The sequence below is a fragment of the Streptomyces sp. NBC_00659 genome, from assembly GCF_036226925.1.
Lineage (GTDB): Bacteria > Actinomycetota > Actinomycetes > Streptomycetales > Streptomycetaceae > Streptomyces.
The window spans coordinates 5220836-5246540 of record NZ_CP109031.1; the positions used below are offsets into that span (position 1 = coordinate 5220836).

The 25705-nt window shown below is 68.0% G+C and carries 26 protein-coding genes, 1 tRNA gene and 1 pseudogene; 16 read left to right on the forward strand and 12 right to left on the reverse strand.

Annotated features, from left to right (window positions below):
• Positions 1–41: 41 nt before the first annotated feature.
• Together OG410_RS22705 and OG410_RS22710 are read right to left on the reverse strand one after the other, a co-directional pair.
• Positions 42–899, reverse strand: a complete 858-nt coding sequence (locus OG410_RS22705) for an SURF1 family protein (RefSeq protein ID WP_329300886.1) — start codon at positions 897–899, stop codon at positions 42–44.
• Between the two features lie 49 nt (positions 900–948).
• Positions 949–1323 carry a nuclear transport factor 2 family protein gene (locus tag OG410_RS22710; protein WP_329300887.1) on the reverse strand — a complete coding sequence of 125 codons (375 nt, stop codon included), beginning with the start codon at positions 1321–1323 and terminating at the stop codon, positions 949–951.
• A gap of 207 nt (positions 1324–1530) precedes the next feature.
• On the opposite strand from OG410_RS22710, the gene OG410_RS22715 reads away from it, so the two are divergent.
• The gene (locus OG410_RS22715; RefSeq protein WP_329300888.1) at positions 1531–3360 is read left to right on the forward strand and encodes a S9 family peptidase; all 1830 of its coding nucleotides are present in this window, start codon (positions 1531–1533) and stop codon (positions 3358–3360) included.
• A 75-nt stretch (positions 3361–3435) separates the two neighbouring features.
• Here OG410_RS22715 and OG410_RS22720 read toward each other — a convergent pair whose 3' ends face one another.
• The 3 genes and pseudogenes from OG410_RS22720 to OG410_RS22735 all read right to left on the reverse strand — a co-directional run.
• On the reverse strand, positions 3436–5382 hold the full coding sequence (locus OG410_RS22720) for an NAD-binding protein (RefSeq protein WP_329304210.1): 1947 nt from the start codon (positions 5380–5382) through the stop codon (positions 3436–3438).
• 172 nt (positions 5383–5554) lie between these two features.
• Complete coding sequence (locus tag OG410_RS42630) at positions 5555–6010, reverse strand: transposase (RefSeq protein WP_443063782.1); 456 nt, start codon at positions 6008–6010, stop codon at positions 5555–5557.
• A gap of 64 nt (positions 6011–6074) precedes the next feature.
• A pseudogene (locus tag OG410_RS22735) lies at positions 6075–6286 on the reverse strand (GntR family transcriptional regulator); the annotation flags it as partial.
• 188 nt (positions 6287–6474) lie between these two features.
• On the opposite strand from OG410_RS22735, the gene OG410_RS22740 reads away from it, so the two are divergent.
• Complete coding sequence (locus OG410_RS22740) at positions 6475–6963, forward strand: hypothetical protein (RefSeq protein ID WP_329300889.1); 489 nt, start codon at positions 6475–6477, stop codon at positions 6961–6963.
• A 13-nt stretch (positions 6964–6976) separates the two neighbouring features.
• On the opposite strand, the gene OG410_RS22745 is transcribed toward OG410_RS22740, so the two are convergent.
• The 3 genes from OG410_RS22745 to OG410_RS22755 form a co-directional block, all read right to left on the reverse strand.
• Positions 6977–7051, reverse strand: a tRNA-Trp gene (locus OG410_RS22745).
• A gap of 253 nt (positions 7052–7304) precedes the next feature.
• A complete protein-coding gene (locus OG410_RS22750; RefSeq protein WP_329300890.1) occupies positions 7305–8030 on the reverse strand; it encodes a calcium-binding protein in 726 nt (241 codons plus the stop codon).
• A gap of 396 nt (positions 8031–8426) precedes the next feature.
• Entirely contained in the window at positions 8427–9170 is a 744-nt protein-coding gene (locus tag OG410_RS22755) for an SDR family oxidoreductase (RefSeq protein ID WP_329300891.1), read from the reverse strand.
• A gap of 104 nt (positions 9171–9274) precedes the next feature.
• On the opposite strand from OG410_RS22755, the gene OG410_RS22760 reads away from it, so the two are divergent.
• Positions 9275–10123, forward strand: a complete 849-nt coding sequence (locus OG410_RS22760) for a LysR family transcriptional regulator (RefSeq protein WP_329300892.1) — start codon at positions 9275–9277, stop codon at positions 10121–10123.
• Between the two features lie 243 nt (positions 10124–10366).
• On the opposite strand, the gene OG410_RS22765 is transcribed toward OG410_RS22760, so the two are convergent.
• Entirely contained in the window at positions 10367–10903 is a 537-nt protein-coding gene (locus tag OG410_RS22765) for a hypothetical protein (RefSeq protein WP_329300893.1), read from the reverse strand.
• A gap of 340 nt (positions 10904–11243) precedes the next feature.
• On the opposite strand from OG410_RS22765, the gene OG410_RS22770 reads away from it, so the two are divergent.
• The 4 genes from OG410_RS22770 to OG410_RS22785 all read left to right on the forward strand — a co-directional run bounded on the left by OG410_RS22770 (position 11244) and on the right by OG410_RS22785 (position 15340).
• The gene (locus tag OG410_RS22770) at positions 11244–11492 is read left to right on the forward strand and encodes a hypothetical protein (RefSeq protein WP_329300894.1); all 249 of its coding nucleotides are present in this window, start codon (positions 11244–11246) and stop codon (positions 11490–11492) included.
• A gap of 125 nt (positions 11493–11617) precedes the next feature.
• On the forward strand, positions 11618–12451 hold the full coding sequence (locus tag OG410_RS22775) for a site-specific integrase (RefSeq protein WP_329300895.1): 834 nt from the start codon (positions 11618–11620) through the stop codon (positions 12449–12451).
• Positions 12452–12965: 514 nt separating this feature from the next.
• Positions 12966–14975: a hypothetical protein gene (locus OG410_RS22780; RefSeq protein WP_329300896.1), complete on the forward strand. Its 2010-nt coding sequence runs from the start codon at positions 12966–12968 to the stop codon at positions 14973–14975.
• Positions 14975–15340 (forward strand): hypothetical protein, encoded by a 366-nt coding sequence (locus OG410_RS22785; RefSeq protein ID WP_329300897.1) that lies wholly within the window; start codon positions 14975–14977, stop codon positions 15338–15340. Before OG410_RS22780 ends, OG410_RS22785 begins: the two co-directional genes overlap by 1 nt.
• 154 nt (positions 15341–15494) lie before the next feature.
• Here OG410_RS22785 and OG410_RS22790 read toward each other — a convergent pair whose 3' ends face one another.
• Positions 15495–16709, reverse strand: a complete 1215-nt coding sequence (locus OG410_RS22790) for a restriction endonuclease (protein WP_329300898.1) — start codon at positions 16707–16709, stop codon at positions 15495–15497.
• A 353-nt stretch (positions 16710–17062) separates the two neighbouring features.
• Between OG410_RS22790 and OG410_RS22795 the strand changes: the two genes are divergently transcribed.
• Both OG410_RS22795 and OG410_RS22800 read left to right on the forward strand, forming a co-directional pair.
• Positions 17063–17596, forward strand: a complete 534-nt coding sequence (locus OG410_RS22795; RefSeq protein ID WP_443063783.1) for a DUF6932 family protein — start codon at positions 17063–17065, stop codon at positions 17594–17596.
• A 20-nt stretch (positions 17597–17616) separates the two neighbouring features.
• Complete coding sequence (locus OG410_RS22800) at positions 17617–18582, forward strand: hypothetical protein (protein ID WP_329300900.1); 966 nt, start codon at positions 17617–17619, stop codon at positions 18580–18582.
• 234 nt (positions 18583–18816) lie between these two features.
• Here OG410_RS22800 and OG410_RS22805 read toward each other — a convergent pair whose 3' ends face one another.
• On the reverse strand, positions 18817–19386 hold the full coding sequence (locus OG410_RS22805) for a GNAT family N-acetyltransferase (RefSeq protein ID WP_329300901.1): 570 nt from the start codon (positions 19384–19386) through the stop codon (positions 18817–18819).
• A complete protein-coding gene (locus tag OG410_RS22810) occupies positions 19383–20150 on the reverse strand; it encodes a GntR family transcriptional regulator (RefSeq protein ID WP_329300902.1) in 768 nt (255 codons plus the stop codon). Before OG410_RS22810 ends, OG410_RS22805 begins: the two co-directional genes overlap by 4 nt.
• 749 nt (positions 20151–20899) lie before the next feature.
• Here OG410_RS22810 and OG410_RS22815 point away from each other — a divergent pair.
• The 7 genes from OG410_RS22815 (at position 20900) to OG410_RS22845 (ending at position 25519) form a co-directional block, all read left to right on the forward strand.
• Complete coding sequence (locus OG410_RS22815; RefSeq protein WP_329300903.1) at positions 20900–21169, forward strand: DUF6284 family protein; 270 nt, start codon at positions 20900–20902, stop codon at positions 21167–21169.
• Positions 21166–22023, forward strand: coding sequence for a protein spdB (locus OG410_RS22820; protein WP_329300904.1), 858 nt, complete (start codon positions 21166–21168; stop codon positions 22021–22023). Before OG410_RS22815 ends, OG410_RS22820 begins: the two co-directional genes overlap by 4 nt.
• The gene (locus tag OG410_RS22825) at positions 22023–22406 is read left to right on the forward strand and encodes an RRQRL motif-containing zinc-binding protein (protein ID WP_329300905.1); all 384 of its coding nucleotides are present in this window, start codon (positions 22023–22025) and stop codon (positions 22404–22406) included. Before OG410_RS22820 ends, OG410_RS22825 begins: the two co-directional genes overlap by 1 nt.
• 29 nt (positions 22407–22435) lie before the next feature.
• On the forward strand, positions 22436–22666 hold the full coding sequence (locus OG410_RS22830; RefSeq protein ID WP_329300906.1) for a hypothetical protein: 231 nt from the start codon (positions 22436–22438) through the stop codon (positions 22664–22666).
• 2 nt (positions 22667–22668) lie between these two features.
• Entirely contained in the window at positions 22669–22986 is a 318-nt protein-coding gene (locus OG410_RS22835) for a hypothetical protein (RefSeq protein WP_329300907.1), read from the forward strand.
• On the forward strand, positions 22980–23300 hold the full coding sequence (locus OG410_RS22840) for a hypothetical protein (protein ID WP_329300908.1): 321 nt from the start codon (positions 22980–22982) through the stop codon (positions 23298–23300). The genes OG410_RS22835 and OG410_RS22840 overlap by 7 nt, the downstream gene beginning before the upstream one ends.
• A 92-nt stretch (positions 23301–23392) precedes the next feature.
• Complete coding sequence (locus OG410_RS22845; RefSeq protein ID WP_329300909.1) at positions 23393–25519, forward strand: ATP-binding protein; 2127 nt, start codon at positions 23393–23395, stop codon at positions 25517–25519.
• The last annotated feature ends 186 nt before the right edge of the window (positions 25520–25705 follow it).

The following is a 25705-nucleotide window of genomic DNA, read 5'->3' on the forward strand; positions in this document are numbered from 1 at the left end:
AGCACGGCATCGGGCGGCGGCGCTTGTGCGACGCCGCCCTGTCAGGCCCTGGTCGAGGGCTCGACCGTGGTGACGCCGGCCTCCTCGGCCCCGTTCTCCGGGGTGTCCGGGGTTTCGGGGGCGCCCGAGGTCTCCTGGGTGTCCGGGAGCAGTCCCAGTTCGGCGTCGCGGACGAACTCCACCTCGCGGCGCAGCAGGCGGAACCACATGAAGACGACGAAGCCCGCGAAGACGAACCACTCGCCGGTGTAGCCGAGGTTCTGGAACGCCTTGAGATCGAGGCCGGTGTTCGCCGGCGCGGACGGAGGCACCGCCTTCATTCCGGCGTCGGCCTTGTCGAGCGTGATCCACGCGTCGTACGGGGTGTACGGCACGAGGTTGACCAGCGACGAGGCGCTGATCGCGGCCGTCTGCCCCGGGGGAAGCCCGCCGACCGCGCTGACACCGTTCGAACCGGGGCTCTCGGACGCCTGGAGGGCGCCCGTGACCGTGACCTCGCCGGTCGGCGCGGCCGGGGCCTTCGCCGCGTCCGCCGTACCGGGCAGCCAGCCCCGGACGACGGGCAGCGCCTTGCCGCCGTCGACCCGCAGCATCGTCAGTACGTAGTAGCCGTTCCTGCCGTCCAGTTCCCGGCCCGGCACCAGCAGCTGCTTGTCGTACCGGCCCTTCGCGGTGGTCTGCCTGCCGGACGTCTGCGTGGTCACGGGCAGCATCGAGGCCAGCGGCCGGGCCGGGTCCGTCTTGGCCGACGAGGCCGCCGCGTCCGCCGTCCGGTGGTCCTGCACCCGGTCCTCGAACCGCCCCAACTGCCACGACCCCATGAAGACACAGAAGGGGATGGCCAACAGCACGAAGACGTTGATCCCCCACCAGCGGGGCGTCAGCAGGAACCGGTACACGCCGTCCACGGTACGGGGCCCCCGAGCCGGACTCGCCCGTGGGGCCCGCTCAGTACCGCTCGGCAAGATGCTCCCGGCCCGCCGGGGGCTCGTACGGCTCGGGCCAGAAATCGGTCACCGTGGCGATACGGCCCGTCGCGTCCGCCGTGAAGAACGTGATCGCGTGCATCTCCTCCAGGCCCACCGTGACGTGGGTCCAGGTGACGGCCTGACCGGTTTCGGCTATGACCCGCTCGATCTGGACACGCCAGTCGCCCGGATACTCGCGGTTGAACTCGACGTACCGCTCCCGGCCGCTGATCCGCTCCCGTGTCTGCGGCAGGGTGTAGACGACGTCCTCGGCGAGCAGTTCCGCGAACGCTTCCCAGTCCCGGGCGTCCGCGGCGGCCCAGTAGCTCTCGACGGCCTTGCGTAGATCGGTCATGCGGAAAAGTCTGCACCCCGCCACTGACAACGGCCCTGACCTGCGCACACGGCCCTGCGGAACGACCGGAACCGACCTCGTTCCCGGAGCGCCGGGGCGGCTTCGCGTGCCGTTCGGAGGCTTGTCGAGTACGCGGGGGCCGCGAGGTTGTCCACAGGCCGGGGACCTCTCCGGCGCGAGGCGGGCCGGGCCAGGCACTATGGGGCCATGACTGAGAGCACCAGGTCCATCGAGCCGCAGCAGGCAGACATGCCCGACTGGGAGAAGCGCTTCCGGGCACCGCGGGTGTCGCTGCCGGACTGGGCGGAGGACGCCCCGCACCGTTCCCTGTTCGTCTCGAACGCGACGGGGACGTACGAGCTGTACGCATGGGACCGCGCGACGGGGGAGCAGCGCCAGGTCACCCACCGGGCGAACGGCACGACGGACGGGGTGCTCGCGCCCGACGGCGAGTGGATCTGGTGGTTCGACGACAAGGACGGCGACGAGTTCGGCGTCTGGCGTCGCCGCCCGTTCGGCGCCGCCCTGGTCGTGGGCGGTGCCGACGAGCCGGCGGTTCCCGGCCTCGACCCCTCCTACCCGGCGGGCCTGGCCATCGGCCGCGACGGGCGTACGGCCGTCGTGGGCCGCTCGACGGACGACGACGGATCGACGATCCATGTGGCCCGCGCCGGTGAGGCCACGGTGGAGATCTACCGGCACCGCGAGTCGGCCGGGGTCGGCGACCTCTCGCACGACGGCTCGCTGATCGCCGTCGAACACACCGAGCACGGCGACGCGATGCACTCCGCGCTCAGGGTGCTGCGTCCGGACGGTTCGGCGGTCGCCGAGCTCGACGACACCGAGGGCGGCACGGTCGAGCTGGGCCTCGAGGTGCTGGGCTTCGCCCCCGTCGACGGGGACAGCCGACTGCTCATCGGGCACCAGAGGCGTGGCCGCTGGGAACCCCTGGTGTGGGACGTGGTCACCGGCGAGCAGACCGACCTGGGCCTCGACCTGCCCGGTGACGTGGCGGCGGAGTGGTATCCGGACGGCTCCGCCCTTCTCGTCGCCCACAGCTTCGAGGCGCGCAGCGACCTGTGGCGCTACGACCTCGCCTCCGGTGACCTGACCCGGGTCCCGACCCCGCCCGGCACGGTGTCAGGGGCGACGGCCCGCCCGGACGGCACGGTGGAGTACCTGTGGTCGTCGGCGGCCGAGCCCTCGGCCGTCCGTTCGACGACCGGTGAGATCGTCCTGGACCCGCCCGGCCAGAAGTCCCCGGGATCCGTCCCGGTGGAGGACGTCTGGGTCGAGGGCCCCGGCGGCCGCGTCCACGCCCTGATCCAGAAGCCGGCCGGCACCACCGGCCCGCTGCCCACCGTCTTCGAGATCCACGGCGGTCCGACCTGGCACGACAGCGACGCGTTCGCGGCAGGCCCGGCGGCCTGGGTCGACCACGGCTACGCGGTGGTCCGGGTCAACTACCGCGGCTCCACCGGCTACGGCCGCGCGTGGACCGACGCGCTCAAGCACCGCGTCGGCCTCATCGAGCTGGAGGACATCGCGGCGGTCCGCGAATGGGCGGTCACGTCCGGCCTGGCCGATCCCGACCGGCTGATCCTCACCGGCGGTTCCTGGGGCGGCTACCTCACCCTTCTCGGCGTCGGCACCCAGCCCGAGGCCTGGGCACTCGGCATCGCCGCCGTCCCGGTCGCCGACTACGTCACGGCGTACCACGACGAGATGGAGGCGCTGAAGGCCATGGACCGCACGCTCCTCGGCGGCACCCCGGAGGAGGTCCCCGAACGCTTCGAGGCGTCCTCCCCGCTGACCTACGTCGACGCGGTCAAGGTCCCCGTGTACATCTCGGCCGGTGTCAACGACCCCCGCTGCCCCATCCGCCAGATCGACAACTACGTCACCCGCCTCGCCGCCCGCGAAGCCGTCCACGAGGTCTACCGCTACGACGCGGGCCACGGCTCCCTGGTCGTCGACGAACGCATCAAGCAGGTCCGCCTGGAACTCGACTTCGCGGAACGCCACTTGGGCAAGTGAGACGGAGGCCCGGGGCTCGACCGAGCCCCGGGCCACGTACCCGAGCGCTGCTGCCGCTGTCGGCCGAGTCCCGGGCTACGCCCCCGCCCGCTGCCGGGGCCGACGGCCGAGCAGTTCCGCCAGCCCTCGTCGCGTCGCGGCGAGGACCACGCGGTCCTCGGGCCGCAGGACATAGGTGGAGGGCAGGTCCCACACCAGCCGGGGACCGCGCGCGCCGGACGCCTGGTCCGCCCGGCGCTCCTCGGGAGTCGCCGTGTCCAGCGCGAGCACGCGCCAGGCCCCCGCCCGGAACGCCTCACCCACCGTGCGCTCCTCCAGCTGCGGATGCCCGCCCACGTCCACCGCGGCGAACAGCAGCACCCGCCGCTCGACGGGAATCGCCCCGAGGATCTGTCTCCCCAGCATCGCTCCGGCGAACGCGGGCGCGGCGAGATGGGACACGCTGCGGCTCCGGGTGAGCGCGCCGGGATGCGCGGCCCGGAGGGTGCGGTAGACCGCGGTCGCGAAGTCGTCGTCGTACAGCCGAAGTACGACGCGCAGGTCGGGGTTCAGGGTGCGGGCGGAGAGTACGGCTTCCAGGTTCATGGTGTCCGCGCTGGTCAACGCGAGCAGCGCGTGCGCACGGTGGATCTTGGCGGCCTCCAGCACCCCTTCCTGCGTGACGTCCCCCAGCACCACGGGCACCCGCAGACTCCGTGCCAGCGCGAGCCCCCGGGCCTCCGGATCGGCCTCCACGCACACCACGGGGATACGCAGCTCACGCAGCCGCGCCAGCACCCGCGTACCGATCTTGCCGACCCCGAGCAGCACCACATGTCCGGACAGCCCGCGGGGCGGCTTCCGCAGGGCGGTCCCGCTGCGGAAGGTGCCGAGCGCCTCCAGCACGGCGGCGAGCAGCACCGGCAGGAGCAGCAACCCGACCAGCCCCGAGCAGAGTTGGAGGATCTGCCGCCCGAGCGACTGCCCGATGGCCGGATCGTTGATGGCGAAGAGATCGAGCAGCGTCAGATAGGTCGCCTGGAGCGGGGGCTCCCCGGTGACCAGCATCGAGGCCACGGCGAGTCCGACCACACACGAGACGAGCCCCACGAACGACCAGCGCAGCCGCCGGGACAGCAGTGAGCCGAACCACGGGACGACCCCTCGTCCGGGGTTCAGTTCGGGACCGGAGTACGACACGTTCTCCAGGACGACGGTGCCGCGCCCGGTGGCGGCGGCCACCGCCCTTTCGTCGGGCAGGAGTTGGGGTCCCTGCGCGCCACTGCTCTCGGAACCGTCGGCGCCGGCGGGGTCGTTGGTCGTGGCGGAGAGCAACGCCAGTGTGCACAGACCCGGATCGGCGACTTCGCCCGGACGGGGCGGTGGCCGCTCCACCGCGCGCAGCATCAGCCCGTCGGTCTGGACGACCTTGCTGGTACCGGTCATGGCGGTCGCGGCGAGAGCGGGCGCGGCCGTGTCGGCGTCGGACAGCACGGTGGTGGAGGTGTCGTAGACCTCGGTGTTCCCGCCCGCGGGGGAGGCGTCCGCCCCTGGGGCGCCCCCGGCGGCCAGGGCCGAGGCCTGGTCGAGGAGGGCTTCGATGTGCTGTCCGAGACGCCGGTTGTAGAGCCGCAGAACCAGCCGGATCCGCGGGTTGAGCCGCCGGGCGATGAGGGCGGAACGGATGTTGGTCTCGTCGTCGTCGTACACGAGGGCGAGCGCGGTGGCCCGATCGACACCCGCGTGGGCGAGCGTGAGTTCGGTGAGCTCGGCGACCTCCACGACCCGCTCGGATCCGGGCGGCTCGTCGCCCGCGCCGGTTCCTCCCCCGGCCCCTGCCCCTCCCCCGTTCCCGTTGCCGGAGGCCCGGTTGACCGCCGCGGACACCCGGTCGAGCAGGGCGGTGGCCCGCGCCCGCCCGACGACCGGCAGCCGCACGCCGCCCTGCGCGGGCGGCACCACAAGGGTCACCCGCTCGCCGTACACCCCACGCAACTCGGCGGCCAGCCGCTGGGCCAGGGCGTCGTCCCCGGCCACCACCATGTGCTCGGCGGCGTCGCTCGACGCGCTCTGAGACGGAAGATTCCCCACGAAGGAGAAGACTGCCGTACGGATACGGGTGGTTCCAGAGAGAAGCCCCGGCAGCAACGGCCGCCGCCCCTCCCGGAAGAGAGGTGAGCTTGTTCCGCTTTGACGGACACCGTCGGTGTGGTGGTCACGCTGCGAGTACGGTCTCGTATTCGGCGGGACTGCGGTGGCCGAGGCTGCTGTGCAGTCGGTGCAAGTTGTACCAGCCCTCGATGAAGTCGAAGATCTCGGTGCGGGCGGCGGCCCGGCTGGGCCAGGGTCTCGCGTCGAGCAACTCCCTTTTGATGGTGACGAAGAAAGCCGTGGCCCGCTTGAGAATGTCCACGTCCTCCCGCAGCCGGTGGTTCTCCCGCCGCAGGGCGGCCGACTCTTCGCGTTCAGTGCTGGTCAGGCCGTCGCGCTCGCCCGCGTCGGCCTCGGCCTGGCCGATCCACAGCCGCACCGCGGTCTCGGTCAGGCCGAAGTCTTTGGCCACCTGGCCGACCGAGCGGTCACCGCGTCGGCACAGCTCGACGATCCCGGCCTTGAACTCCGGCGTGAACGAACGCCGAGGCCGAGGCTTCTTCTTCCCCATGCTCTCCATGATGGACATCCTTCCGGGGCAGAACCCCTGCTCTCAGATGTCCGTCAAAGCGAATCAAGCCCAACGCCTCCTCGGCGTTTGCCCGCCTCGGCTCCGGCTGCGCCACGGCGTGGCTGACGGTGACGCCGATCGCGGCCATGCGGTTCACGACGCCCGCCCCGGCGTGTGGTCCTCCCCCGGGAGGACGGCGAGAGTGCCGACGGTGAGGTCGTACGGCTTCCAACTCATCGACAGTTGTAGGGGACTGCCGACCACCAGGAACTCGTACACCGTCCGGCCCATGACTCTCATCCCGACAACCTGCGACGACGACCGCTGTCGTCCCTTGGTGCGGTGTCGCCGTTCGTCTACTTACTCCGACTCCTGAAAAGCAGACAGATTCCATTACCAGTAGACGGTGTAGTGGACTGTCTGTCAGGCTTATGGTGTCAACAGGTCGTCCACTGCCGGAGTTTGGGGGAGTCGTGTCTCAGCAGCAGTTCATCTCCGTACCCGTCCCTGCTCAGTACGTCACTCGTGTCTATGCCCTGCTCGCCGAACTCGATCTGAAGGAGGGGGGGATGAGTAGTCCTCTGCCTGGTGGTACCCAGGGTGCCGAATCGAACGGAGACTGGCCGGTGGTGGAGTGGACCGTCGAGAATTTCAAGTCTCTGATCAGCACGGATCTTCCATCGGTCCAGCGAGTCACGGCCCTGCTGGACGTCCTCGCCGTCGAGCCGGAGCGCTTGTACAGCACAACCGCCGTCGTGGAGCGCCTTAATCTCGACCGCAGCCAGATCAAGGGTGCCCTGGCCGCCTTCACTCGGCACCTGCACGCTCACTACGAGCGCGGCAACTGGCCGATGAAGTGGGAGTGGGGTACCGACCCAGACTCCACCTACCAGGCTGAGGCGTTCTACGGCCTTGACAAGGTCAACGCCGCTCGCTGGCAAGAGGCTCGCACCGCGGCGTAGTGCGTTCAGCGGACGAAGCCGACCGGATTCGAACCGGCGTCCTCGCGATTTTGGAGACCGCGCGCGACTACCTCTGCGCTACGACTTCGCCCGACCGGGATCCTAGTCCCGCCGGCAGTACACGAGGCGTACGGGCGCTCTTCGTCAGGCCTCCCACGGGCCTCCCCAGCCTGTTGGTCGCGTGTGAGGCCTGATGCAGGTCTGTTCACTCGCGTTCGTATGAGGACCGCTGGCCCATGCCGGGATGGGTAAGAACGGCGTTGGACCTTGGCGAATGAGACGGAAACTGAGACGGCTCGGGGTCAGCCTCGTTGCGGAGGTTGACCCGGCTTCGTTGCCGATTACCTCACGTCGAGGAGGTCACCGCTGGAGTTGGCTGCTGGTGTTGTCGAGGTGCCCGCGAAGGAGTAGCGGTAGTACCCGTCGACTGAAGCCTTCACTGTGGTCTTCAGTGTGCCGGTGCTGCTTGTCGTGACGGTCTTGATCGTGCTGTATGTGGTGCTGCCCTTCTTGCGGAACTGCAGCTTGACGGGCTGGCCTGAGTAGCCCGCGTACTTGTGGGTGTCCCAGTTCGCGCGCGAGAGCTTTCCCGTGACCGTGACGGTCTTGCCCTTCGTCACTGGCTCGGGCGTGGCATTGACGGTGAGCTGAGAGGCGCGCTGCACCTTGACAGTGCTGTAGGAATCCTCCCAGGACTGGACCCGGTTGCCGGAGATGGCGCCGGGGCGGACGTGCCAGATGCCTGCGAACGCGTTGGTCACTTCGTTGGTGTAGGCCCTGGCATCGGCTTTGACCTGGAAGGAGCTTGTGCAGGTGGTTGTAGTGGAGCTCGATGCGGCGCACTTGAGCTCGCCAGACCGGGCGATCCCGCCGTCGTGGTCGTCGTAGGAGCCGCTGCCATGCCAAATGTCGAGCCATGTCTCCTTCACGCCGGCGGGGTCGGAGGCGGTCACCGATACGGTGAAGTACGTGACGGCGGTGGGGCCCACCACGATGTTCTTGCCTCCGTTGACGACCACCTTGGTGATCTTCGGTCCGTCGCCGGCCGCACTTGCGTCGGGGGCCATGAGTCCGCCCAAAGCCAGAGAACCGCATATCGCCACAACTGCGGGCGTGACCCGTCTATGCATGTGCTTCCTCAAGTAGGGATGAGGGCCCGCCGTGCTTTTCTCCACGCTGGACCGAGCGATTCGATCAATCTCTTGACCTGCGTGATCAGACGACCGGTGCAGCAGGATGGTTACCGGCGGAGCCGAAAAGGCCGGCAGAAGGGCCGGGCCGAAGCAGCCGGGTTGTCACCTGGAAGGCGGGCTACTTGTCACAGACGCTCGGTGCCTTTCGATCCCTCACCTCGTGGTCCGCCGGCGGCTCGGGCTCGACGGCCGTACCGACATGGCGTGACGGCGCCGGTCACGAGGATGTGCATGCGCCATCTCCGCGGGGTGACGCGAACCGGAAGCGCGTCACCAGGGCACCTCTCCCTCGTCGTCGAAGAAGCGGCCCGTCGGCCCGTCGGCCGATACGGTGGCCAGCCGGATCGCGGCGGCTGCGCCCTGCTGGGGGGTGCGCACTCCCCGGAAGCCGTTGAGGTCGGTCGCCGTGAAGCCGGGGCAGACGGCGTTGATCAGGATGTGGGTGTCGGCCAGTTCCTTGGCGTACTGCACGGTGACGGCGTTGAGGAACGTCTTCGACGGAGAGTAGGCGACGGCGATGGGCCCCGTCTCGGCGCCGGGCGTGGTCTGGAGCGTGAGGGAGCCGACGCTGCTGGAGACGTTCACAATCCGCGGCGACGACGAGCGGCGCAGCAGAGGGAGCAGGGCGTTGGTGACGCGGATGACACCGATCACGTTGGTCTCCACGGCCGCCCGTACCCGGTTCACGTCGACCGTGGTGGGCTCCTGCGGTCCGCCGCCGGTGATCCCCGCATTGTTGACGAGCGCGTCGAGCCGCCCGGCCCGCTCCTTCACCAGCCGAGCCGCCGCTGTCACGCTGGCGTCGTCGGTCACATCCAGCGGCACGCCGAACGCGTCGGCTCCGGCCGCGCGCAGCTTGTCCACAGCGGCCTCGCGCCGCTCCTCGTTCCGCGCGCCGATTCCGACGGACCAGCCGAGGGCGCCGAGCCCGGCGGCGATCTCGTACCCGATGCCCTTGTTGGCCCCGGTCACCAGCGCGACCTTGTGGTGGTTCACGGTGTTCGTCTCACTCATGACATCGATACTTCTCCCCCGCCGGGCAGGGCGTCCAAGACCGACTGGGTGGACGGCGATACCGCCCGGGTATCGTTCCTGGCCGTCCCGGTTAGGCTGGCGGGGTGGAGACACGTGAGCTGCGGTACTTCGTCGCGGTCGCCGAAGAGCTGCACTTCGGCCGGGCCGCGCAGCGGCTCGGGATCACCCAACCCCCGCTGTCGCGGGCGATCGGCGGGCTCGAACGGCGCCTGGGCACCCTCCTGCTGGAGCGCGGCAGCCGGGGTGTCGCCCTGACCGGGGCAGGGGCGGTGCTGCTGCGGGAGGCGCGGGCGGCGCTGGACGCCGTCGAGGCCGCCGAACGGCGCACCCGCCGGGCCGCCCTCGCGGCGACCGGCCGCCCCGCCGTGGTCCTGGCCGCGAAGGCGGGAGCCTCCGGTGAACTGCTGGCGAAACTCCTCGACGCCTACGCCGCCGAGCCCGGCGCCGTCGCCGTGGACGTCGTGCTGTGCGGGCCGGGCGAGCAGACACGGTTGCTGCACGACGGCCGGGCCGACGTAGCCCTGCTGCATCGGCCGTTCGACGACACGGCCGGCTTCGACACCGAGGACCTGCACTCCGAGGGTCAGGTCGCGATCATCCCGGCGGGCCACCCTCTCAGCGCCCGCCCCCACGTGCGGCTCGCCGAGGTCACCGACCTTCCCGACCTGCCCCTGCCCCGCTGGCCTCACCCTGACGGCACCTTCCCGGACGGCCCCGGACCGCAGGTGCGCGACCACACGCAACTCACCCAGCTCATCGCCCTCGGCCGCGCCTGCGCGGTCGTGCCGGAGTCGGGCCGCGCCGGCCTGCGCGAGGACCTCACCGCCGTACCGGTCCCCGACGCCCCCCACGTCACCACGGTCATCGCCTGGCCCCCACACAGCCGCTCAACGGCGGTCGCGGGGCTGGTCCGCGCCGCCACTGCCCTGTGACCGACGGCGGTGAACGCCGGGACACCGTGCTGGATTTCGGGGACAGCGTCCGGTCTGCCATCAGCTCCCGACACATCGTGCGGTACGAGGTGACTGGCCTGCACCGGCGCTGCCGGAACCGCGCCCCCGGCACAGCCAGGCTCCGACGCGAAGTGACAAAAAGCCTGCCTTGGTGACACCTATCGCGCCTCGGCTCACCAACACGCGGGCACCATCGGCAGGTTGGAAAGGCTCAGTGACCCTTTAGGGCTGATCAACGGCGTGTTCCCTCAGGAAGGCCCCTGCGTAGGCTGCCGCCTCTTCCTTCGTCGCGTACGAGGTGTCGCCGTCGGGCGTGCCGTGTGTTCCGTCGGCGCCCTCGCCTGTCCACCTCCAGCCGCCGGACGAAGGCTCTTGCGTCAGTTCGGCCGTTCCATCGAACAGTTCGAGTACGGCGCTCGTGTGCGCTGCGGTGGCCGGCGGGCGGCTGATGGCATCAGGCCATTTCTTGCGGGCGCCTTGCCGGGTGATGCCCCAAACGGCGCCCAGCTGCTCGTAGCTCGCGCCGTAAGCCCCGGCAGTTCCCGCTGCGATCGCCGTCAACCGTTTGGCCTCCGTGTCCATCACCTTCCATGCGGCAAGGACGGACAGCGCCACTTCGACCGGGTCCGCCTCCCACATTCGGTCCCCTGGCAGCCCTGACGCGCGGGAGCGCATGGCCGATGCGAGCGGATTCAGGGCGTCGTATAGAGCCTTGTCGAGCTCTACCTGTTCTTCGGGGGTGATCTCAAGCAAAGCCATGCGACAACTTTAGTTACCCGTGATGGGGATTGTAAACAATAGTTTCCAGCCGAGGCTGTGGTCATGCACCATCAGCTTTGAACTGAGGGCCAGACCGGACCGTCGCAGCAGCTTGCCAGCCCTGCGGCTTCAAGTAGACAGGCTCTGGTGACGAGCAGCAGACACCACAGCCCACGGCCACCGCTCGCGCCCCCTCGATGCGAACTATGGGCGGGGCGGTCGCTGAGGTCTGCTTTGCTGAGCGGACGGTCATGCGGGGCTGCTGGCGGTTGGGACCGGTCGCGATGGTTGCTGTACCTCGCTGCGGGTACGGCAGGAAGGCGTGAGGTACAACTACGCCATGACGACTCGACCGACGCAGGCAATGTGGTGGGCTGAAATGGCCATCTTCCTTGCCGTAGCCGCCGTGACTTTCGCCGGGATCAGCGCCTTTCTGGTGGCATCGGCACCCCAGGGTCGCCACGTCACAGTGGAGGGCGGGGCCTCCATCGTGCTGATTGCGCTGTCCGTCGGCGTCGGCATCTTCGTGAGCGGCCGGTTCAGGGCATGGGGGCTGCGTCGGCAAGCCGTGTCCTGCACGCGGTCTTGAAAACCGTCGTGGCGCGAGTCACCGTGGGTTCACATCCCACACCCACCGCACACGTGAACTGCCTCTGACCAGGTATCTCGGTCAAGGTCCAGCGGGCCCGGCGGAAGCGGCCGGAACCCTGGTCGGTGGAGGAAGCCTGCGCCTTCCTGGAGAACGCCCAGATCTGGCGGGACTACCTCTACCCGGCGTACGTCCTGATCCTCGTTCTCGGCCTGCGCAAGGGCGAGGTTCTTGGCCTCACCTGGTCGGACGTGAACCTTGATACGGGGGAGCTGCACATTCGCCACCAGCTACAGCGGGTCCGCCGGCGGCTGCTGCACACCGACACGGCCAAGACGGAGGCCTCGGAGGCGGTGCTCCCGCTGCCTGACATCTGCCTGACTGCCCTCCGGCTCCGCCAGAAGGAGCAGCAGGCCGCGAAGGAGCGGGCCAAGGATCTGTGGACGGAGTCAGATCTCGTCTTCACCACCCGCTACGGCACCCCGGTCGAGCCGAGGAACTTCACCCGCGAGTTCGACCGCCGCTGCGAGCGCGCCGACGTCCGCCGTATCCGTGTCCACGACACCCGCCACACCTGCGCATCGCTCCTGGCGGCCCTCGACGTCCACCCCCGGATCGCGATGCAGATTCTCCGCCACTCGGAGATCGCGGTCACGATGGAGGTCTACACGCACGTGCCCTCTGCCGAGACCCGTCGGGCGCTCCGCAAGCTAGGCAAGGCGCTGGGTGGCGGCGGCAAGCAGAAGAAGGAAAAGAAGGGGAAGCGCAAGCAGCAAGAGGGGGCGGAAGAGCCGTCGCCGAGGGCGGCCAGCGAGAGCCATAGCGGTTGCTGTACTCCGCTGCTGTACGCACGACAGAGGCCCATTCGCGATCAAGCGAATGGGCCTCTGACCTGTGTCGGGGTGGCGGGATTTGAACCCACGACCTCTTCGTCCCGAACGCGGTCAGCCCCCTCGTGACCTTGTTCCGGGGCCACGGGCCTGATTGTTCGGCTCCGACACTGTCCACTACCGTCCGGGACGGTCTTCGTGCGGTTGCCTCGTTTGGCCCCCCGTTTGGCCCCCGTACCCCGACCTGATCGCACGAGTGCGCCACTCGCCAACCCCTTAGTAACCTCGCTATCTCATAACTGTTGTTTCGTCAAATCCATTTTTGCTTAAGCCAATTGGGTTGCACGGGTCATCTGAGTGGGTGAAGCTTCTCAGCAGTGACGCGAGACACGCGTGACTGCGCCCTCCCCAGAAGCGCCGACTTCTCCGGGGGGGAACAGCGAGGCCCACCCCAACGCCATTGTTTTGAGCGTCGAGGCCGGACTAACGCAGTGCTAGATGTGTCTCTTGCCGCTCTCACCGAAGCGGGCCAGATCCGCGGAGTGTGGGTGCGAGGGCTGGTTCGGCGTCTCCGGCTCCCGTGTGTTGTGCTCCGCGGGAGAGTGTCTCCCGCGGTACAGGGAGCCCAATAGGAGGCTTTCTCGTGGTTTCCCCCGCCAAGAACAGCGGCGAGCCAACCGTCAACGGCGAGCGGACTGAGCTGTCCAAGCCCATCCGCCGCGTGCCCTCCATTCCGGACCCGGCTCATCACAAGGCGCTGCGTGCCGCGCTGAAGAAGCGCGGCATGGCAGACCGGGTGGCCGGAGCGATCTCCACCATCTGGACTGACCCGGATGCCGTGCTGCCGCAGATTGCCAATCCTCAGCGCCGACGCATCCCCGGCGCGTACCTGTTGGTGATCTCCGGCTCGGTGTACACATCGCGCCTCGTTCCCGACCCGCTCAATCCCCGCAACGCCGATCACGTCCCGTTTGCCCTTGCGCAGGCCATCGGCGCCCCGCCGGCCACCTTTGTCCCCGCCGTACAGGAAGGGGAGGGCGAACTGGCAATCCACGTCGAAAGCCGAGAAGCGCTGATCGAGCAGGTTGACTGGGCGATCGAGACGACTCGGAACCGCAACAGCCCGGTCCCGGACATCGCCGAGCAGGGGATCATGGACCCGCCGATCGGTGTCGCCACCACCGTCTACTATGACGCCGCTGATGAGAGCCCGACCACACACATCGTGGTCCGCGAGGGTTCGAGCCGCACCAGCCACGGACTGTTCAACCTTGGGATGGAGGCCGAGAAGGTCCTGTTCGCCCTCCCCCGCACCGCCAGCGTGATGCAGGCTCATATCGATGACATCAACAGCTACGTAGGCAAACCCGCCGAGGACATTCTCACCCATGAGAAGGCTGCGGTCCGCTGCGCAGTCACAGACTTTGAGCTCATCATCGGCGTTGTCCCGGACGTCCCGGGGGCGGTCGACCTGTCCCAGGCCATCAAGGCCCGTGTGGCGCAAGATCACCTCAACACCAAGGAGCCCTGGACCGACGCGGCGAAGCACACCGCGCTCGCCGAGGAGTGCCTCATCTCCGCGCGTGCGGCAGGCGTCATCCGGAGCAACGCCGAGTCGGACTGGCTGGCCGGCCGCCTCACCCCCAAGGAGGCCGCAGCCCATAAGCTCACGCACTTCGGCGACGACCGCGCGGCCCAGGCTGTGTACCTGTTCACCACCAACGAGCCTCAGGTCCACCAGGCAGTGCGCCAGCCAATCGCTCTCGTGCTCACCAACGAGCCGACTGGGCGCCGCAAGCGCACTCGCATCACCACCAAAACCAAGCTCCCGCTGGCTGTTGAACTGATCATTAGGGAGAAGCGCGGCTCCGTCGCGGACGCCGAGCTCACCCGTTTCCGAAAGGCCCTCACGGACGCTCTGCCCGACGACCTGCAGAAGGCTGCATGGCAGCCCACCAAGCGGTCTCCTGAGGATCTCTACCAAGCCGCTTTGAAGGAGATGCAAGCAGGAAAGGAGGAGCGGCCGTCAAGCACCGAACTCCTGGTCCGTGCCGCGTACGTCCTGGCCAAGCGCAACGCGATCGGCGGCCCTCGCAACGACTTGGGGCCCGGCAGCGACCGCCGGAGCGCACGTGTGGTTTTGGAGGCCCTGGCCGACACGGAGTCGGGACTCCGCCATCTGCGCCAGGCGATTGAGGACGACCGGGCTGGCGATGAGCCCCGCCAGGTTGATGATCAGGGTCAGCCGCGCAAGGACGGAGAGGGCAGCGACCTGCCCATCACCAACGATTTCCTCCGCACTAGCCTCGCTCCGAAGGGCGGAGTGGCCCCGCAGCCCCTGTCCCCCACCGCGGCAGTACACGACCACTACAAACGCGGAGTCCAGGTCACCAAGGAAGCTCTCCGGAACCTGGAGATGGAGATGCGCAACCTTGCGGGTCTCAAGGATGGCAGCGGCATGCCGCTGATCGAGCGCGAGGGCCGTGCCCACGCCCGCCTGCTGATGGACAAGCTGCAGGATCTGGCCGCGGAAGCCCAGGAGTGGTGGGAGAAGGCCGTCGAGGCCCAGAGTACGACTGCCAACACGAACGCATCCGACGACGAGGAGAGTGACGCGGAGAGCGACGAGGAAGACGAAGGCGAGGCGGCCTGATGAAGAAGGCAACCTATATGGCGCTCGCAGAGCTATGCGGCCCTCACCTGCTCCGCGCCGTGCCCTACGAGCTGTCTCCGACCCCCGAACTGATGCCCGACGCCTCATGTGCCGTCTACATCGCCATCGATGCCCGCGGCGGCGTCTGCTATGTCGGCTCCGTGTGCAGGCCTGGCAACAACCAGGGCCTGGCCAGTCACGTCAAGGAGTACCTCCACAACCTCCCCAAGACGGATAAGTGGAGCGGCGTGTACATCGTTCTCCTTCGGCCGGACACGCCGGAACCCGAGGTGAGGCGTATCGGTGGTGATGTCGCCGGCTGGCTGCTCCCGTACGACCGGGAGCGATGGCCGCGCGCGAGCTGACACGACACAACGGTGCCCGGCAATCACGTATGCCGGGCACCGCAGCCACGTTCGGGTTGCCATCCAAGGTCGGTCGTGTGGCGCCCCTACTCCTCCACCGCGTCATCCGTCACGGCTTCGACGTACCTAGCCAGATCATCTACAGCCTTGCGCCTTACTGGGTGTGCGCAAAGCTCTGGTGTAGCCAGTCCCGCACTGACGCGGGCGTGGTCCGGCCGTGCTGCCGGAGCGCGTCGATGATGTCCCGCCCGCAGACGAGGGCGATCGGGTGTCCGTCCTCGTGCACCTCGCTCTGGACCTGTCGGTTGAAGTGTGAGGTGGTGACGAGCACCCCGAAGTTGCGGTGCCGGATGCGGGAGATGAGGCGTGAGACTTCCCGGACACCGACGCTGTTGTCGGGCTTGTAGCACTTGGCTTCTAGGGCGAAGTCGATGCGGATCGGGGCTGCTGACGGTCCTAGCACGTATGAGCCCACGGCGTCTCGTCCGCCGTCGCGGCTCGGCCGCGTCACGTCCACGGTCCCGGTGGACGGGGCGATCAACCGCCAGATGGCTACGGCGCACTCTTCGAAGTCTGTCTCCCGCCCACGGAAGTAATCCCGGATCTCTGCCAGCATGGCTTCACCGGCCGGGTCATCAGGAAACTGCTGGGCAGTTGAGCGTATGACCGTCGTGGCCGGTGCGAGCAGCGGCCGGTAGACGCGGCTTTCGACCCACGTCCTCCAGACGTCGGGGCATTCGCCCTCCAGTGGATTGCCGCCGGCCAGCACATGCCGGATCCAAGCACGTGGGATGCAGGCCTGGTCCAGCACGGTGAATCGCGCCCGATAGTTCTGGAACCGCGTCGGCCCGGTCGCACGCCAGATGGCCGAGAGTTCGTCATCGGGTGCCAGCGTCGGCCCGCCGGGGGCGAGCAACCCGCGGAAGCGCACTGCCCGGCCAGGCGCCGCCCTCTCAAACAATAGGAAAGGCGGAACGCCGCTCCCCCGTTCATGGGCTGTGCCATGAGAGAAGGCGAAGGCATCCCGCAGCAGTACGTTTCCCTTGCGCGGCGTTTCATGCAGCCCCGTGCCCGGGGTCCGGTTGTCGCCGTAGTAGGTGAAGGTGCCTGTCTCAACATCCAGGTAGTCCGGCCAGTCCACCGCTCCACCGCTGGTGTACAGCACGGCCAGACGAACCGTGCCCTTCGCCGGGGAACCGGCGTAGCGGAACCCTCCCTGGTTTCCGGTCCCGGGCAGCAACTTGCCGATGGGGTCATCGCCGGAGTGCCCAAGCGATCCACCGGCGTAGACAGCATCGACGAGCAAGTCGGCCTCACCGAGGTCTCCAAAGGAAACTTCAAGTGCAGCTGAGCGCGGAGCAGGGATCATGACCTACGTTTACCAGATGCCTGTGACAGCAGCGTCACCCAAAGGACTTCCAGCAAGGGAGGCAGTTCCCCCGCGACAGTTCCCCGAGCCGTGCTGATCGGCAGCTTTACAGTCTTCTCAGGTCGACGCGAACAATCTTCGTCTGACCAGCGGAAACGAGTATCCCCCGCTAAAGGGCACCTGTTGCCGTCCACGTGTCGTCCACGACGCGAGGTGCAACCTCTGACGCACCTCATCACAGCGCAGGAACGTGAAGGTAACGGGATTGGGCAACTCCAGTCACAAGACTGGACAACTTGGCTACGCTCAGCACACCGATCAAGGATGAGGGGGGATCGGCTATCTTGACGTGCTTGCCCGGGCTTGACCCGACCACGGGCCTGCTGCCGCCCGGCCGTTACGCAGTGTCCCTGGACGAGTTGTACACAGCGCTTGTGGAATCCACAGGCTCCGATGTTCGGCGGGCAATCTGGGAAGAATGGACTCGGCACCGGACGGCAGTCGAGGCGTTCACAGGGGGGATTAGCCGCATGTGGGTCGGAGGAAGCTTCGTCAGCAGCAAGCCTGACCCCAGCGACGTAGATGTGACGTACCTGCTGAGCGCCCAAGCCTACGATCGCCTGGATCGAGAGACCCTGGCCGACCTAGACGATCTGACGCTCCGGGCGTGGTGCGTAGAGCAGAAGATGCGCGTCGATGCCCATCTGGTTCGGCTCCCCGAGAGGGTTCCTGTCTCACAGATGGTGCCTAGCCTCCTCAGCCAGGAGTCAAAACAGTCCTTCCGAGACTTGGGCCTCTACGATGAGGTGTGGCAGTGCATCAAGCCATCGTCTGCCCAGTCGGTTCCTGATGTATTGCGTCGAGGGTACGTGGAGGTGCTGCTGTGACACCGACACCGAACGTGCCCATGCCCGATCCATCAGACAAGATCGCGCTTCGCGCATGGATGAGACTTATCCGAAACAGCCAAGCGCATGAATCTCGCGAGAAACCGAGCAATCCAGCAGAATTCGCCGCGATTCAACGTAATCGGCTGCTCAAATCTGTAGAGACAACGGTAGAGCAGAGGCGGAGACGCCTTGAGGTGGCGTTGACTGGAGAGGTGACCGCCGAACATACGGTACCGGTCTCCACGCTCGGGTCATTTCTAACCAACCTCCAAGAATCCGTTTCTGCTGTCGCTCAAGCCCTAACGGGACGACCGACAAGGTTTGCGTCGATTCCACGAGACATTCGCGAAGCAACTGCCCTGAGCGCAGCCGCTACCTTCCCATCATCTTTCGGTGTAGCGATGTTCGGACCGCCAGTTGAATCAGGAGAAGAAAACCTCTTCGGAGACATGTTCGGCGATCTGCGAACCGTCCTCGACGAGGCCGTGGACAAGGTACTTGACATCGCCGACCTTTCGGAGGGTGCAAGCCTGTCGGACGAACTCTTGGCGGAGCAACTTGCCCCGCTCGGACAAAGAGCAACGAAACACATCGGCCTGCTCACTGCCGGACTTACCGATGCGGGTGTCGGAGTGCGCGTTCACTGGCATACACAGCAAGGCCGTATCCGCGAAAGCAACTGGACCCCTTCCGGCGTTCAAAGAGTGCGCTACCTGTGCGAGCACAGCGAGTTTACCGAGGCTGAGACCATCACTGTCGCAGGCTGGCTAGGCTCAGCGAGTTCGTTTCAAGGGAAGGTTGAGATCCGCACTGACAGCGGCGAACTAATCCGGGCAAGCACTGATGATGAGCTAACCGGCCAGCTCGAAAGGTATCTCAACAGGCGAGTTGAGGCCGAAGTAGAGGCAACGAGAGTAATATTCGCTGGCGGGCGTGAGCGCAATATTTATTCCGTCCTCAATCTGCGAACGGTATCCGAGTAAGGGGTCTCTTGTTTATGCCGCAGGCGGGCATACAGCATGCGGCCGCGGCTCGCACTCCCGAACGTCGCCGCCATCAAAAACCACCGTCAGGCAAAAGCTAGAGGCCCTGCGGAGCGATCTGCGGGGCCTGGTCTGATGTTGCATTCGGTAGAATTTGAACCCGCAATCCGATAGAGGGAGAAGAAGGCGAGGGGTACGGCTGACAACGGCCGCAGCAAGCCGTGCCGACCCTGGTCAAGCCGCAAACGGAAGCCTCTCGGGCGCAGGCGTACGGTCCGTGAAACCGTGGTCAGCCAACCGTGCCGCCCGCTGTGCGAGCCACCCGGAAACTCGAGGGCCGCCGTTCACTGCCCCACCCTCCCGGACAGTGCGAACGTGTGTAAAACCGTGGGCAAGGTAGTACTGCTGAAGCCCCTCGTTCGTCGTCCATGCGTCCAGGCGGAGCCACCGTGCGCCCGCACGTTGCGCACGGTCGCCAGCCCAGTCGAGCAGCCGACCCCCGAGGTCCTGCCCCGCGTACTCGCGAGCGACAGTGAGCTTGTTGACGAACATTGACGGTTCGGCCAGTTCGCCGTCCGTCCACAGGCCCTCTTCGGCGTCCGGCGTGAGCGTGATCGTGCCGGCGGTCGTGTGCCCGTCCCGGAGCATGAACACGGTGCCTGCCTCGATCGTGGCCAACAGCTTGGCAGCAGGATAAGGGCGGCTCCACTGGTCGGACCCCAGATCACGCAACCAGGCTGCCGCTTCCTCGCGAAAGGTGAGCAACTTTGTCACGTCGTGCGGTTCTGCCGGAGCGATGATCACGCGTTCTCGTTTCGGGCGGACAGCTCGCCGATCTCGTAGTTCATGCGGTTCAGGTCCCCCCGGAACGTCGTAATCGTGCACCGGATAGGGCGATCCGCGGAGTAGCCGGTACGCATCCAGAGCATCACTGGCACGCCCGCGCCAATCTCCAGGAGTCGTGCCTCATCTGGCGTGGGCATCCGGGCGGCGATCTCGTCGAAGTACCCGACCTGCTCGATCCCTCGCGATGCGAGATAGCGGGTCGTGCCCTCCTCTATGTCCCCTGGCTCAGCCAGTCGTGGTGAGGCGTCAATCAGCCAGGACGGATAGTAAGTCGCCTGAGTGGACCACGGAACGTCGTCCACGTACCGATGACAGAACCGCAGTACAGCCTTCGCGCCTGCGGATACATCGAGTCGTTTAGCAATATCAGTTGGAGCGGGAAGCATCTCAACGCGGAATGTCTGATGGGGCCGGCGTCCAGCGTTCGTGACGTCAGTTCTGTAGGCATCCCCGTTCTGCGGGAAGGTCAGATCCTCAAACCGTGTCGCGTTCAGCTCGAACACCTCGTGCGACTTGACCTCATACCCAAGCCCCTGGCTGGACGAGATCAGACCCTCGCTGACCAGCAGGCTTAGCCCATTGCGGACCGTGTTCCTGGACGCGTCGAATCGCTGCTGCAAGTCGTTCTCCGAAGGCAGCCGCGAGCCCGGCGCATAGGTGCCGTTGTCGATCTCGCGGCGCAGGACGTCAGCGACTTGGCGGTACTTCGGCTGCTTGGTCATAGACCCCATCATGACGCACTCGCGCAGCTTGTTGGTACATGTTCGACCTAACCCCTTGACGGCTCACCGTCCGCGGGTGCAGCATCACTGCATCGACTTGTACCAACAAGTTGAGCAGGTGGTGCAATGCCATCGTGTTAGCTCGATCTGCACTTACGACGCCCAGAGGAAAGCCCGCAGGGGTGAGTACGAAGGAAGCGTTCGTTGGTTGATAACTCAACAGGGTGACTAGATCGGCGGGGTGAGCCCCGCCCCCGTGGCGACCGGGTCAGGTTCGCCGGCGGCCACTTCCCCGCACACCGGCTCTGGAGAACAGTCCTCGGGATCATCTCTCCCTCACGGGAGGTCAGCCCGTCGGATGCCACCTGGTGTGCGCCGCTCTGCTGGCGTCAGAGCAGTGACGATGACGCGCCCGATTCCCCGGCTCGGGACCTGCCCGCCACGCAATGGCGGACCGGTGAAGCCGTGTCCCTGCGATCTGCGGGAGGTCGGTTGTGAACCGACGCCAACGACAGGCGCCGCCGACCGGACCCGCGGCCGGCGCCTGAACCATCTGGGTCCACTTCTTGGCTCGCAGCCTCTTTGCTGCGGCCGGCTGCCTCTCCCGCCCGTCCGGTCGTCGCTTCGCGCGGTGGTCGTACGGACGGGAGCGCGGGGAGCCGGATCGTCCGACTTCAACGGCGCGCGGCCCCGGTGCTCGAACACCGGGGCCGCTTCGGGCCGTTCCTTCGCGAGAGGAACACGACCCAATGAATCCCATCGTCACTGTTCAGGAAGCTGTTACCGCGTTCGCCGACTGGATCGAGCCGACGGATGCGGAGCTGGACGCGATCGAGCGGGAGATGCCCGTCATCACGGCGGACGTCGACCTGTTGGACGCGCAGATCATCACGCTGGACCGCACGCCGACCGAACTGGACATCCGGCGTATCCGCCGGGTCCGCAACCGCGTGCTGACGGCCCGCCGGGACCTGGCCAACCGCATCGCCGACGCGAGCAAGTCGGGTGGTGCGGCATGAAGGCGAAGACCGCTCTGCCCGCCGTCGCGATGACGGCGGTGTCCATGGTCCTCACCCTGGCCGTGGTCGTCATATGGCTCGGTACCGCGATGCCGTGGCCGGTCGCCCTGGTCGTCGGTCTCGGGATCGACGGCGGATGGCTGGCCACCCTCGCCTACGAACGCCGCCTCGCTGCGCAGGGCGACCACAGCCGCACGGTGACCGGCGTCGGCTGGTCCTTCGGCCTCATCGCGGCCGGCGTCCTGGTGGCGCACGCGCTCACCGCCGAGGAGTCCACCGGCGCGTGGCTGGCCGTGGCATGGCTGCCCATCGCGGCCAAAGCCCTCTGGCTGGTCCACGGGATGTGGGAGCGCACCGCACTCACCCCCAGGGCCCTGGACGCGATCCAGGGGATCCAGCAGGAAGCCCGTGACGAGGCGGCCGTGGCTCGTGCCCGGCTGCGGGCGGAAGCGGGCACCGAGGAGACCCGGTTGACGGCCGTGACGGAGGCCGGCGCCCGCGTCGCCCGCGTCCAGGCCAGGACCGCACAGGCCCTCTCCCGGGCCTGGTCGACGCTGGAATCGGCACGGAACGGTGAGGACACCGGTAGGGCGCTCACCAGTGTGACGAACCGCGTCACACCCGACGTCACACCCCGCTGGGAACTCCCCGTCTGGGGACCCGCCGAACCCGTGGCACCCGCCCTGAACGCAGCACCCGCGCTCACCGACACTGCCCTCGACGACCTGGTCGACGAGATCCGGCACAGCGAGGTTCCGGCCCTGTCCTACCGGGAGATGGCCCTGCGGTTCCGCGCGGCCGGCCACTCCGCCTCCGAGGTCCGCCTGAGGGCCGCGTGGAAGCGTGTCGCCTGATGTCCGCAGCCTGGGGTAAGTGCTTCGACCCGACCGGCACCCGCTACGGCATCCCCACCTACCCGTGGTGCCTGGCCCCGGACGGGCTCGCCACCCGCCGCCAGTTACGTGCCAAGGGGCTGCGTCCGGGCGGGCAGGACATCGCGGCGCAGGTCATGCGCGTCAACCGGCGCGCGGGCGGGGTCCGGGTCTCCTACCTCTACCGCCTCGACCTCGCCAAGCCGGTACGGCCGATGACCTCGCGGAAGTGGGGCGCGCTCGCCCTGGCGATGCTCGCCCGCCGCACCTGCCCGAAGTGCCAGGTCATTTACGGCTACTGCATGCCTCGCTCGCTCGGCATGTGCGTGCTCTGCGCCTACCCCGACGACCAGCGCGCCGCCTAAACACCCCGATCGCACCTTGGAGTTCCGCTGTGACCAGCATCAACGCTGCTCCGAGCACCATCGACTACGCGTGGCACGCCTGGGTGACTGTCCCCGGCGAGGGCCGCGCGTTCGCCCACGGCACCGTCACCGTTCCCGTCTCCTTCTGCTGGGACCGCGTCACCTGCGAAGTCGCGGCCTGGCTCGGCTCGCAGGGCACGACCGGGCGGCTCGCTGACATCCACCTCATCCTCGCCCCGCACGCCGGAAGGACGGACTGACCATGTCCAAGCCCGACACCCGACGCCTGGACCGTGCGATCCGCCAGACGAACCGCAAGCTCGAAGCGGTCCGCCGCGGCGAGCAGTGGCCGCTGACCGGCTCGGAGCGGCGCCAGATGCTCGCCGCGCTCGCCGGCGGCTCGTACCGGGTCATGCGCGGCAAGAGCACCACCCGCGCCGACAACCGGGTCGACGCCATCTCCACCTCCGCCGAGACCCGGCTGATCGCCGAGATGACCGCGTTGCAGATCGAGCGTCAGCGCATCGTCACCGAGACGGCCCGCGCCAAGGCCGCCAAGAAGTCCTCGGGCTGGTGGTGAGCGTGGCCCCGCCGGGCCCGCGTTGTCCCGCGGCTCACCCCGACGACCCCACACCCTGCACCGGGCCGGTCGCGGTGACCGTGCTGGACGCCGAGGGCGCCGGGGCCGACGGGTGCGAGCACCACGGCGCCCGGCTCCTCGCCTCCCTCGACCGGGGCCGCGTCTACGCCCTGCCTGACGCCCCGGACGGCGCCGCCATCCGCACCTTCACCGCCGCCGACGGCACCCGCCCGTTCTGCTGGCTCGACGGCCCCCGCATCGACCCGTCCCAGCTCAGCAACGCCGAAACCCGCCGCGCCCGGCACCGCCGCTGATCAGCGCAACCCCTGCCCGCGCCACCGCCGGGCGGGGCCGCTGTCCCCTCATCTTCCGCCCCGTTCTCGGGGTAGTCAGGAGCCTTACCGCCATGGGCGACACCGTCGTTCACCTGCACAAGAACACCGAAACCCCGGCCGAACCGGCCCCGGAGCCGGCCGCCGTGACCACGTTGACCGTGGTCCCTGACCCGGCACCTGCCGCACCCGTTCCGCTGTGGGTCCGCTCCGGGCACGCCATACAGACCGCGGTCACGCACGAGACGACCAGGACGACCGCCCGCGCGGTCGCCCGGCACACCCTGTACGTCGTCGGCGGGGCGAGGATCGCGGCGAAGCGGACGTGGGACGGCCGCACGGCATCCCGGTACGAGCGGATGTTCCGCGCGGCCGAAGCCGCCGGGAACCACGAGATGGCCGCCGAGTGGGAGGAGCGGGGGCAGCACTTCCGCGAGGCCCGCCACCGCCGCCGCATGGACCTGCTCCACTCGCCCCTCGACGCCGCCAAGGGCGTAGCGGTCGGCACCGGAATGGGTATCGGGTCACTGGTCGCCCTCGGCATCGTCATGGCGGTCGCGACGAAGGACGTCACGCACGTCGTCACGCCGTTGATGGCCACGGTCGACTTCATCAACCTGCTGATCACCATCGTTCAGGTGGTGTGGGGCCCGGCCCTCGCGATCGGCCCGTTCCTCGCTCTGCTCGCCTTATGGGCCATCGGCAGCAAGCAGCAGGCCGCACCGGCATGGGCCCTGCCCGACAACGCCTGCAGCAGTGAAGGCGAGCCCATCACCCCGTCGATCGTGGTCAAGGCCCTGCGCGACCTCGGAGTCCCCGCGCTCCGCAACGCCATCAAGGAGATGGGCGACGCCGGCGCGAGCATGCTGGGTCCGATCCGGATCGCCGGATGCGGCGTGGAAGTCGACGCGACCCTGCCCTCCGGGGTGTCGACGATCGAGGTGCAGAACCGGCGGCGCAAGCTCGCCGAGAACCTGACCCGGCACGAGCACGAGGTGTTCATCACCATCCCGACCGCCGCCCGCACCGTGCGGCTGTGGGTAGCGGACTCGGGGGCGCTGGACGAGCCGATCGGGCCGTCCCCGCTCATGACGGACGAGACGATGACCGCCGACTACACCAAGGGCCGCGCTCCCTGGGGCCAGGATCTGCGCGGCGACGCAGCGACGATCAGCCTGTACCAGCGCCACCTGTTGATCACGGGGTTGTCGAACCAGGGCAAGACCGCCGCGCTGCGTGCGCTCGCGCTGTGGCTCGCGCTGGACCGGTCGGTCGAGTTCTGGGTGGGTGACCTGAAGGGTGTGGGGGACTGGGCCATGTTCGACGGTCTCGCTTCCCGGTTCGTCCAGGGGCCGACCGACGACCACGTCATCGAGGTCACCGAGCTGGTCGAGGACGCGGTCGAGGAGATGAACCGCCGCATCCAGGCCCCGCCGGGCACCGTCTTCCCTCTGCTGGTCGTCATCGTGGACGAGGCGCAGGTCGCGTTTATGTGCCCGGCCAAGGACGAGGCCAAGCGCCCGTACGGCGGGGCGAAGGCCAACTCCCTTTACTTCATGGGCGTCCGCAAGATCCACAACCAGGGGCGGGCGGTCAACGTCCTGATGTGGCAGGGCACCCAGGACCCCACGGATCAGAACCTTCCCAAGCTGGTCCGCGAGGGCGCCCACACCCGCGCCTCCCTCGCGCTGGGCACCGAGTCACAGGCCCGGATGGCGCTGGGGGACAAGGCGGTCGACGGCGGCGCCGCCCCAAACCTGCTGCGCCCGGGGCTGGACCGGGGAACCCTGGTCGTCGCGTCCGACGGGATCGCCATTCCGGTCGGCCAAGCATCCATCACCGTGCGCACGCACTACATCAGCACCGACGATGCCAAGGAGATCGCCGACCGCGCGAAGGCAATGCGGGACGGGGTCACCACCCTGCGCACCGTCGACCGCAGGGAGGTCCGCGACGCGCTCGCCGACGTCGCATCCGTCCTCGGGGACGCGAAGCGCTTGCACACCCAGGACATCGTCAAGCGGCTCAGCATCCTCGACGCGGACGCCTACGGCGACTGGTCGTTCATCGACCTCAAGCGCGTCCTGGAGGCCGCCGGGGTGGAGCCGTACAAGTCGCACGGCCGCATGGTCGTCCGTGCCGACGACGTCACTCGCGCCCTTACCAACCGCGACAGCGACGGTTCCGCTTCCGTCTCCTGACCCTGGGGAGGCGGACCCTCCCGGCGCGGGGAGGCGGGGAGAACTCCCCAACCGCCTCCCCGTGCAACCTCCCCCGCGTTGATCAGCGAAAACATTGTTTCGGGGAGGCGGGGAGGCCCAGCAGCTCACACCCCCGAAACCCCCTCCACAGTCCACCCCCAAGGGGGTGGCTCCGCCTCCCCAACC

Bases quoted from the DNA above. Each gene is read 5' to 3' on its own strand.
- OG410_RS22710 (WP_329300887.1), bottom strand. From the start codon at position 1,323: ATGACCGATCTACGCAAGGCCGTCGAGAGCTACTGGGCCGCCGCGGAC.
- OG410_RS22715 (WP_329300888.1), top strand. From the start codon at position 1,531: ATGACTGAGAGCACCAGGTCCATCGAGCCGCAGCAGGCAGACATGCCC.
- OG410_RS22720 (WP_329304210.1), bottom strand. From the start codon at position 5,382: ATGGTGGTGGCCGGGGACGACGCCCTGGCCCAGCGGCTGGCCGCCGAG.
- OG410_RS42630 (WP_443063782.1), bottom strand. From the start codon at position 6,010: ATGGAGAGCATGGGGAAGAAGAAGCCTCGGCCTCGGCGTTCGTTCACG.
- OG410_RS22750 (WP_329300890.1), bottom strand. From the start codon at position 8,030: ATGGCCCCCGACGCAAGTGCGGCCGGCGACGGACCGAAGATCACCAAG.
- OG410_RS22755 (WP_329300891.1), bottom strand. From the start codon at position 9,170: ATGAGTGAGACGAACACCGTGAACCACCACAAGGTCGCGCTGGTGACC.
- OG410_RS22765 (WP_329300893.1), bottom strand. From the start codon at position 10,903: ATGGCTTTGCTTGAGATCACCCCCGAAGAACAGGTAGAGCTCGACAAG.
- OG410_RS22770 (WP_329300894.1), top strand. From the start codon at position 11,244: ATGACGACTCGACCGACGCAGGCAATGTGGTGGGCTGAAATGGCCATC.
- OG410_RS22785 (WP_329300897.1), top strand. From the start codon at position 14,975: ATGAAGAAGGCAACCTATATGGCGCTCGCAGAGCTATGCGGCCCTCAC.
- OG410_RS22790 (WP_329300898.1), bottom strand. From the start codon at position 16,709: ATGATCCCTGCTCCGCGCTCAGCTGCACTTGAAGTTTCCTTTGGAGAC.
- OG410_RS22800 (WP_329300900.1), top strand. From the start codon at position 17,617: ATGCCCGATCCATCAGACAAGATCGCGCTTCGCGCATGGATGAGACTT.
- OG410_RS22810 (WP_329300902.1), bottom strand. From the start codon at position 20,150: ATGACCAAGCAGCCGAAGTACCGCCAAGTCGCTGACGTCCTGCGCCGC.
- OG410_RS22815 (WP_329300903.1), top strand. From the start codon at position 20,900: ATGAATCCCATCGTCACTGTTCAGGAAGCTGTTACCGCGTTCGCCGAC.
- OG410_RS22820 (WP_329300904.1), top strand. From the start codon at position 21,166: ATGAAGGCGAAGACCGCTCTGCCCGCCGTCGCGATGACGGCGGTGTCC.
- OG410_RS22825 (WP_329300905.1), top strand. From the start codon at position 22,023: ATGTCCGCAGCCTGGGGTAAGTGCTTCGACCCGACCGGCACCCGCTAC.
- OG410_RS22835 (WP_329300907.1), top strand. From the start codon at position 22,669: ATGTCCAAGCCCGACACCCGACGCCTGGACCGTGCGATCCGCCAGACG.
- OG410_RS22845 (WP_329300909.1), top strand. From the start codon at position 23,393: ATGGGCGACACCGTCGTTCACCTGCACAAGAACACCGAAACCCCGGCC.